The sequence below is a fragment of the Hominimerdicola alba genome (genome assembly GCF_900112155.1).
Taxonomy (GTDB): Bacteria; Bacillota; Clostridia; order Oscillospirales; family Ruminococcaceae; genus Hominimerdicola; species Hominimerdicola alba_D.
Window position 1 is genome coordinate 39,455 of the sequence record NZ_FOKQ01000014.1, and the last position, 8,467, is coordinate 47,921.

The 8,467-nt window shown below is 39.2% G+C and carries 8 protein-coding genes; 6 read left to right on the forward strand and 2 right to left on the reverse strand.

The genetic code is table 11. The features are described 5' to 3' along the window. Positions 1-3 precede the first annotated feature (3 nt). Positions 4-1,164: a 4Fe-4S binding protein gene (locus tag BM265_RS09190; RefSeq protein WP_074961274.1), complete on the reverse strand. Its 1,161-nt coding sequence runs from the start codon at positions 1,162-1,164 to the stop codon at positions 4-6. After that, entirely contained in the window at positions 1,161-1,625 is a 465-nt protein-coding gene (locus BM265_RS09195) for a 2-hydroxyacyl-CoA dehydratase family protein (protein ID WP_074961275.1), read from the reverse strand. The genes BM265_RS09190 and BM265_RS09195 overlap by 4 nt, the downstream gene beginning before the upstream one ends. A gap of 436 nt (positions 1,626-2,061) precedes the next feature. On the opposite strand from BM265_RS09195, the gene BM265_RS09200 reads away from it, so the two are divergent. From BM265_RS09200 to BM265_RS20040, 6 genes are all read left to right on the forward strand, one after another. Then, positions 2,062-3,159 carry a site-specific integrase gene (locus BM265_RS09200; RefSeq protein WP_074961276.1) on the forward strand — a complete coding sequence of 366 codons (1,098 nt, stop codon included), beginning with the start codon at positions 2,062-2,064 and terminating at the stop codon, positions 3,157-3,159. Positions 3,160-3,315: 156 nt separating this feature from the next. Next, the gene (locus BM265_RS09205) at positions 3,316-3,909 is read left to right on the forward strand and encodes a tetratricopeptide repeat protein (RefSeq protein ID WP_074961277.1); all 594 of its coding nucleotides are present in this window, start codon (positions 3,316-3,318) and stop codon (positions 3,907-3,909) included. Between the two features lie 24 nt (positions 3,910-3,933). Continuing rightward, the gene (locus BM265_RS09210) at positions 3,934-4,575 is read left to right on the forward strand and encodes a hypothetical protein (protein WP_074961278.1); all 642 of its coding nucleotides are present in this window, start codon (positions 3,934-3,936) and stop codon (positions 4,573-4,575) included. A gap of 34 nt (positions 4,576-4,609) precedes the next feature. Continuing rightward, on the forward strand, positions 4,610-5,095 hold the full coding sequence (yidD, locus tag BM265_RS20625; protein ID WP_242940812.1) for a membrane protein insertion efficiency factor YidD: 486 nt from the start codon (positions 4,610-4,612) through the stop codon (positions 5,093-5,095). Between the two features lie 10 nt (positions 5,096-5,105). After that, a complete protein-coding gene (locus tag BM265_RS09220) occupies positions 5,106-7,790 on the forward strand; it encodes an ATP-binding protein (protein ID WP_074961279.1) in 2,685 nt (894 codons plus the stop codon). Between the two features lie 16 nt (positions 7,791-7,806). Beyond that, positions 7,807-8,467, forward strand: a 661-nt coding sequence (locus BM265_RS20040) for a hypothetical protein (RefSeq protein ID WP_074961280.1), incomplete at its 3' end; no start/stop codon positions are given.

The following is an 8,467-nucleotide window of genomic DNA, read 5'->3' on the forward strand; positions in this document are numbered from 1 at the left end:
GCCTCATTTCTTATCAGTTTTATACCCCGACATAATATCTTTTCTTGATGAAGTGTAGAGCTTCACTCCCGCACAGGTCAATGTCAGTGCCTTGTCCTCGGGACAGCATTTTATGCACTCACCGCACATTATGCAGTTTGTGTCCGTAACATCGATCTTTCCGCGCTCGGTATATATCTGTTTTATCCCCATAGGGCAGGCTTCATAGCACGCACCGCATTCGGTGCAGGCTGTGCAGTCCTTTTTGATGCGAAACAGCGATACCTTGTGGAACAGTCCCACGATATACCCGACAGGGCAGATGTTGCAGAAGAGTCTGCGCTTGAAAAATCCGCCGATAAGCACGAATATCATGATAAATCCGCTGACGTAAAGACTTGTGCTCATTCCTGCTAGTATGGGCGATACGGCAACAGCAGGGCAGAAATTGCAGAAGTTTCCGCCGACAAAACAAAGTCCGATAAAAACGGTCACCATTGCCCATTTAATGGGTGTCAGTGCCGAATACAGCTTTTCGTTTGCTGATATACCATCGGTCTTTGTCTTTCGGCGTATCTTGTCCATGATGTCCTGAATAAGCCCCATAGGACAGAGAAATCCGCATATCGCCCTACCGAGAAGTATGATGCAAAGCAGAGTGCTTCCAACAAATAGAAGTATGCTCTTGATCGGCAGCTCGAACAGCTCATTCAGATGTGAGAGATAGTAGCAGCTCGATTCCGTCATCTGTTCGGTGTTCCACGGACAGGACAATATCGGTATGCTGATACTTGACATTTTCAGCCCGAAGATAAGTCCGCCCCATATCATCATGAAGCCGAACACGATCATGACCGCCCAGCGTATTATCATGAACGGTACGGGCTTCTGTTTCGGGGCTTTTGAGCTGCTTTTTCTGCCTGCAAAGCGTGAGTAGTTTTTGTCCTTTTTCAGCATGAGTTTTCTGAGCCATACTGTCATGATGATACCCACCGCCGATAGCCCGATGATAATAAGCAGCGGCGCAAGCGTTTTCAGGTATTCAACAGAAAGAATTTTGTCAAGGCTCGTTTCGTAGTCATTGACCTCAAACTCGTAGAACGGGAATACAAACGCAAAATATGCGAGCGTTCCCAAAACGATACACGAAACCGCCGTCAATATTATCATTTTACGAGTTTTCATTTTGCCTGTTTCACCTCTTTATATCGGTTTTGCGTGAGCATTTCCGAGAACGCTTCAAGTCTGATACGAAGCTGCTCGATGTCCTGATACTGATAGTCTGTTTCAAGTCTGAATACGGGAATACAGTATTCTGCGAACAGTGCTTCAAAACGTTCAAGCTCAAAATCCTGTTCGATCTGTCCTTTCAGCACATGATATACAACACCCTCGATGTTTCTCTTCTGAACAAGCCATGAAGCGTATCTGTAAACTGCATCGTTTTTGACGAATGAAGATGAAGCGTCTCGCCTATACCATGCCGATGCGATACTTTTTATCAGTCTGTCACGGCTGCTGTGCAAATCCTCCGCTGAATATATCAGATACTGCTTCAGAAGAGAGCTGTCAATGACTTCTGTAACAATACCAAATGGATAGTGTCCCCAAAGTGACCTTTTACCGATAAAAATCCAATATAGCAAAAAAGAGTGTCAATCTCCAATATGGAGACTGGCACTCTTTTTCTGTCCTATTTACCCTTTCAATCATCAAGATAGCAAAGTTAATCATAATTCTGTTCAACAAAAAATGTTTCAAAAAATAAGAACCGCTTTGCTTTTTGCAAAACGGTTGAACAGTTTTCGTAAATTTTCGTATTTGATGCGAGTAACTGATTATTACTTTTCAACAAAAGCGATACTGATTTATTAACTTGTATTATACCATATCACCGAGGAAAAGTCAATACAAATGCGACGATTTTATGAATTTTGTGGAACGTAAACAGTTTTGCTGCCGAATTTGGGCAACTTTGAACAAAATAAACCGTCATATTTCTTGTAGTATATACAGAAAGTTGATTGTTATAGCTTGTTATAATTATTTATAACGGCTTACTCATGAAAGGAAGGAACTACAATGAGCAAAAGAGGACTTAACATTTACCGCCGAAAGGACGGAAGATACGAGGGACGTTATGCAGATGGGTATGGGGAAAATGGCAAGACAAAATACCGTTCGATCTACGGCAAAACTTACACTGAGGTCAAGGAGAAACTCCTGCAAATAAAAGCGAGAGTGATTATACCCAAAACTGAAAGCGGATTGACGGTCAAAGAACTTTTTACCGAGTGGCTCTCTGCAAAGCTCACACAGACTAAGGCTTCAACCTACGCTAACTATGCTTTTAAGGCAGAAAAGCACCTTATTCCTGCTTTCGGCAGCTTGAAGATAGAAAAGCTGTCACCGAGCAAAGTGTATGACTTCATTATGGAAAAGCGGAACAAGGGGCTTTCTAACAAGTATATCTCCGATCTTATCATCGTTCTCAAAAATATGACGAGATACGCAGCGAGGGTACACCATTGTGTCAACCCGATTGCTAATGTAGAGCTGCCAAAGAAAGAAAAGCATGAGCTTGACCTCTACAACAAAAATGAGCAGAACCGCCTGAAATCGGCTCTGCTCACCAATATGGATCTGACTAAGCTGGGTATTATGATCGCCCTCTACACAGGTGTGCGTATCGGAGAGCTTTGTGGCTTGAAGTGGTCTGATATTGACCTGAATGCTAAGACTATCTGTATAGAGCGCACTGTACAGCGTATTCGTGTAAGCGGTAAGGTCAGCAGGACAGAACTCATCGTATCCACGCCCAAGAGCCACACTTCGGTGAGAACGATACCTATACCTGAATTTCTCGTCCGTATGCTTAAAGCATTCAAACCGTCAAATGCTGATGCTTATGTCGTAACGAGCAATGCCAAGCTCCCCGATCCGAGAACTATGCAGTACCGCTTTAAGGCTCTGCTTATGAAGATAGGTCTTAGAACGCTCAATTTCCATTCGCTTCGTCATTTATTCGCCACTAATTGTGTCGAGCTGGGATTTGATGTAAAAACACTCTCGGAGATTTTAGGGCATAGCTCTGTAGAAATTACACTCAACCGTTATGTGCATTCCTCTATTGAAAGAAAAAGGCAGTGTATGAATATGCTGTCGCTTGATGTGGCTTAATTATTTGTGCCGTCAAAATTACCGTAGCTTGAAAATTGAATATGTAGGAATAATGGCACTTTGGAGATGAATTGTTTTTGAATACGAAAATTTACGAAAAGATTATGTGTCTATGTCTATTATAATCTATTAATAATACAAAGAGGTGAAAGCCAGATGGCTCAACAAATAGTTGAATTGACTTGCCCTGGTTGTGGAGCAAGAGTAACAACGAGTCAGACCGAATGCGAATGGTGTCATGCACCAGTTATTATTTCTACTTTCAATAGCGTTTATTCGATGCCAATGCCAGAGGTCAATAAATACGCCGGAACATATCGAAAAGCTTTGGCAGATAATCCTGATAATATGGAACTTAATAATTCGATTGCAATGTGTTATCTAAAGCTTAAACTATATGATAAAGCATTACCAGCGTTTGAAAGTGCAATGGAAGATAATTTTGATAATTCTGAAACATTCTTTTATGCTGCAATTTGTTTGCTCAAAGGAAAAAAGGCATTTGTACAGCAGAGACCTACAATTGATAAAATCATTGAGTACATCAATGCGGCTACCATGATTGAGCCGAGAGGTATCTATTATTATTTCTTGGCTTATGTAAAATACGACTACTTTGCAAGGAAACATTTAAATGTTCCGCCTAACTATAAAGAGGTTTTAACGCAGGCAAATCAGTTGGGTTATTCTCCGCTTGATGTTGAACAGCTTTTTGCTATTCTTGGTGTTGAAAAACCCGATTGCATTTAATAATACATACTGGAGGAATTAATAATGGCAGGTTATACGAAGAAGGATATTAACAAGCTTTGTAAGGGAAGAACACCTGAACAGCAGTCGGTTATCAAGTATTTTTTGACTGGCGGTTGCTTGTCTAAGACAATGTCTGATCAGGAATACGAATCTCTTGTCAGACAGAAAGTAAACAGCTTGAACTGTAAACAGAGAGCTTTGAATAAGATTGGACTTGATGAGTCTGAGGTTAATGAGATCCCTCCTGTGCATTTTGAAGGCTTTGTTTTCGATGATAAAAGAGCATACTGGAAACAGGGACAGGATCGTATATGGAGAAGCTCCGTGTATCAGATTTCGTGGTTATTCTTCTCGGACACACAGGTTTATCTGTATCAGTACACAATGTACATGAACGAGGATAGCAAAAAAGAAATAACTGAAGAGTATTTCTATAAAGATGTTACAGCGGTTGCTACTTCATCAGATACAGCCGAAAAAGAAGATGTATTGGAAAAGGTTAATTGCAAAGGCGAAGCTACATACTCAAGAAGAACAGTCGATACTGATAGATTTAAGCTTGCTACAAGTGGTGGTTCGTTCTATTGTGCTATGACCTCTGGCACTGTTTCTGATGATGTAATTCAGGGTATGAAAGCAAAACTGCGTGAAAAGAAACTTTAATCAGGATATAGTTCCCTGCTTTTGGAGTAAATAAATGAGAATGCCAAGTGAAGAGGAGCAGGCAATAGCTGAGAGCTATGTATTGGACAGAATATTGTATCGTCCGGATACAGATGTTAAAAAGGCGTTAAAGTATGTGGGAGCATACATACTTACCTCAAATGCCATTGCATCGCTCAGTTTTGCTGTTCTGTCTAAACTTGGCGTTTTTGGTTATTTGCCTGAAAGATTAAATCTATTCCATACTAACCATAGCAAATTATTTATATTTTTATATTTTTTGATGATATTTATCATAACGGCTCTTTTTGTGATGAAGAAAGCAGTAATTGGTGCTATTAGGCTTTATCAACATTATGCTCCGGAACAAATCAGAAGGCGTTGTCTATTTAAGCCAACCTGTTCTGAATATGCGATACTTGCCGTTCAGAAATACGGGGTAATAATAGGACTGTATAAAGCTTATATCAGATTATTCAAAAAATGTAGGGGAACAATTTATGGAATAGACTATCCGTGAGGTAATTGAAATGAATATAGAAAAGGACTATTGTTTTCAGATCGGTTCGGGAGAAGTAGTTGCATTAAAGGCGATTGAGATTACTTCTATCCCCCATATATCAATTATAAATTCAAAATCAGAAATAACAGAAGCTGAAACATTACTAAAATACAAGTCTGATATAAATGGACTGCTTTCAGAGATTTATCAGGTTTACAAAAACATTAGCACATATTCAGGTGTTTCCAAAGACCTGTCAATTGAACTGTTATGGTTGACCAAAGAGGTTGCGAATCAGACTTTTAATGCTCGTATCAGACTTATTGTTATTATTCGCTCGATAGACAATAATAATGTATCGGCTTTACAATCAGTTGAAAGCGTAAAGAAGCTGATTTGTGACTCTTTAAGACTGCAAAAATATGAATATACAGACTATGATAACGGCGCACTGATAAAGGACATCGCTGGTGTAAAGGATTCCTCGGTCAAGGCAATAATAAAAGAAGAAAAGGCTGAAAACTTGAATAATCAGCTTATGCCTTATTGCTATTCCTACGATATTCTGCCCGAAACAGACAGCGATATGAGCCGTATCGTAAATACACTTATCAACTATCCTGGCTGTGCTTTATCAATTCAGCTTATGCCGACAGTTTATTATCAAAATGAAACCTCTGAAATTGATAATACAACTCAGATGCTGGAAACACTTAGCAAAGGAATAATGGATCAGGGTGTTGGTAATATAAGCTTTGCTTTAGCCGAAAAACACGCCGAGATTTATAAATACTATGCTGACAGAAAGAATGCGCCGCTATTCTCTTTTAATATTCTGATTTTTGGTGATGCTGATTCTGCTTCAAATATAGCTGGAAGAGTTTATGGACAGATCGCCACATCAAGGGATAAACAAGCAAATCTCAAAATTGTCGATATTGATCCTGTTCAGGTAAATAAAAACAATGGTTTTTATCCTTTGCCTTGGGCAATAAGCGAAATTCTTATCAATATTGGAAGAAATACTCAGATATGGAGTTCTGGCATTTTCAGAAATAGCTTGTACAGACTACCCTACATTTTAACTTCCGATGAAGCGAGTGAATTATTCCGTTTGCCGATTGGGAGTGACAGAGTATATGCAGGTCTGCCTGTTAACGAATCAGGGAAAGACAGCAAAACTTATACAGACAACATAATCAATACAGGAGATATAACGGTTGGCAAACTGCGTTCTTCGGCTAATGGTGATACGATAGGTTTTGCCCTCAAAGACCTTGCAAAGCATATGTTGGTTGTTGGTACACCAGGCTCAGGTAAAACAACGTTTTCAGTAAGTCTGCTTGACAGACTATGGAAACAACATCATATTCCGTTCCTTGTAATCGAGCCAGCAAAAAATGAATATCGTTCTCTTGTTCAAAGTATACCCGAACTGCAAGTGTTTACACCCGGAAAGAATTTTATTTCTCCGTTTGTATTCAATCCTTTTGTTCCGCCAAAGAACGTAAGGCTTGAAACATATAAGTCAACATTAAAAACTGCTTTTGCAGCTGCAGTTTCAATGTCTACACCTCTTGATAAAATCTTTGAGGAATCAATCAACAATTGCTATTCGGATTTCAGATGGCTTGATAATTATACGATTGATGACAAGGGTAAAGTGTTTAATATTTCCGATTTTATCAAATGCTTTCAGCAGACTTTTGATGAGATAGGATACACAGGAGATGCTAAAAATATCGGCAGAGCCGGAGTGGTTAGATTAAACAGCTTAGTTAATCTGTTTGATAACTATTTTTCAATTCCGCTTGAAGATCTATTGCAGAAACCTACAATAATTGAATTGGCTGCTATTGAAAACAGTGACCAGAAAGCACTTATTATATCATTGCTGTTGCTTTCTATACTTGCATACGTTAATGCGAATTATATAGGCGAAGGCGGACTAAAAAATGTCATTCTCCTTGAAGAGGCTCATGTATTGCTTGATGCTAATACAAATGCTGGGCAAGGAGATGCCAATCCAAGTGCTATTGCGCAAGGACTTGTTAAAAGAATGCTTGCAGAAATACGTTCTTATGGCGTTGGATTGATAATAGCAGATCAATCTCCCCGTAAGGTTACGACAGATGTTGTTGCACTTACTGATATGAAAATGGTATTCAGGCTTGTTGAGGGTGAAGATAAACAGATAATCGGAGATAGTATGAATATGTCTGATGAACAGGTCAAAAGGTTGGCAAAATTGAAACCCGGTGAAGCTTTTCTGTTCTTTAATAAACTTGACGAACCGGAAGAAGTCATCACACCTGATTACAGACTTGATAATAACATTAGTATCTCTTTGTCTGATGAGGGGATTAAGCAGCTCTCAACTTACTGGAACGATAAACAAGATAAGTTAAGACCATATCCTGAATGTGATATGACACCATATTGTCAGCAAAATTGTGACTACAATAGAAGAATACTCGCAAGAGAGATTGCAAGACGCATTTATGTGAGGAACTTTAAGCCTGACAGTAAAGATTTTGAAATAGTTAAGAAAGTATTTGGGCAGATAAGCAAGCTTGTAATAGCTGAATTGAATGATGAGCCTTTTGATGCTCAATTGTTATCTTGTGTAAAGATGCACCTTTGGAGAAGAATTAAGTACGGGACTAAGATAAAACTTAATGATAAAGTAATAGAAAATTCGATAAAGAAATAATGGAGAGGATATTATTATGGATGACGATGTAGATATGAGTACAGATACCGGCGATAGCGGTTCAAGTGATATTTCTGATGATAGCTCCTCTGATTTCGGTGATTCTTACGATGATACGGATATTGACACGGACGATATTGACGAAGATGTTTCCGATGAAGAAGTTGATGATACAGATGATGATACTGATGAATTAGACGATATTGACGAAGATGCTTCTGATGAAGAACTTGATGATACCGATACCGATACTGATGAATTAGATGAGATAGACGAAGATGTTTCTGATGAAGAACTCGATGATACCGATGCCGATACTGATGAATTAGATGAGATCGACGAAGATATTTCTGATGAAGAACTCAATGATACCGATGCCGATACTGATGAATTAGATGAGATCGACGAAGATGTTTCCGATGAAGAATTCGATGACACCAATGCCGATACTGATGAATTAGATGAAGTTGATGAAGATGTATCAGAAAATGAAATGGATGATACTGAATTGGAAGAACCTGAAATGACAGAGGATACCGATGATATGGCAGCTGACGATCAAGCTGACTCAGTAGAAGATACTGCTGATACCGACACAGAAGAGCCTGAAATGACTGAGGACACTGACGATACGGCTGCTGATGATGAAGTTGATACAGCGGAAGATACTGCCGATA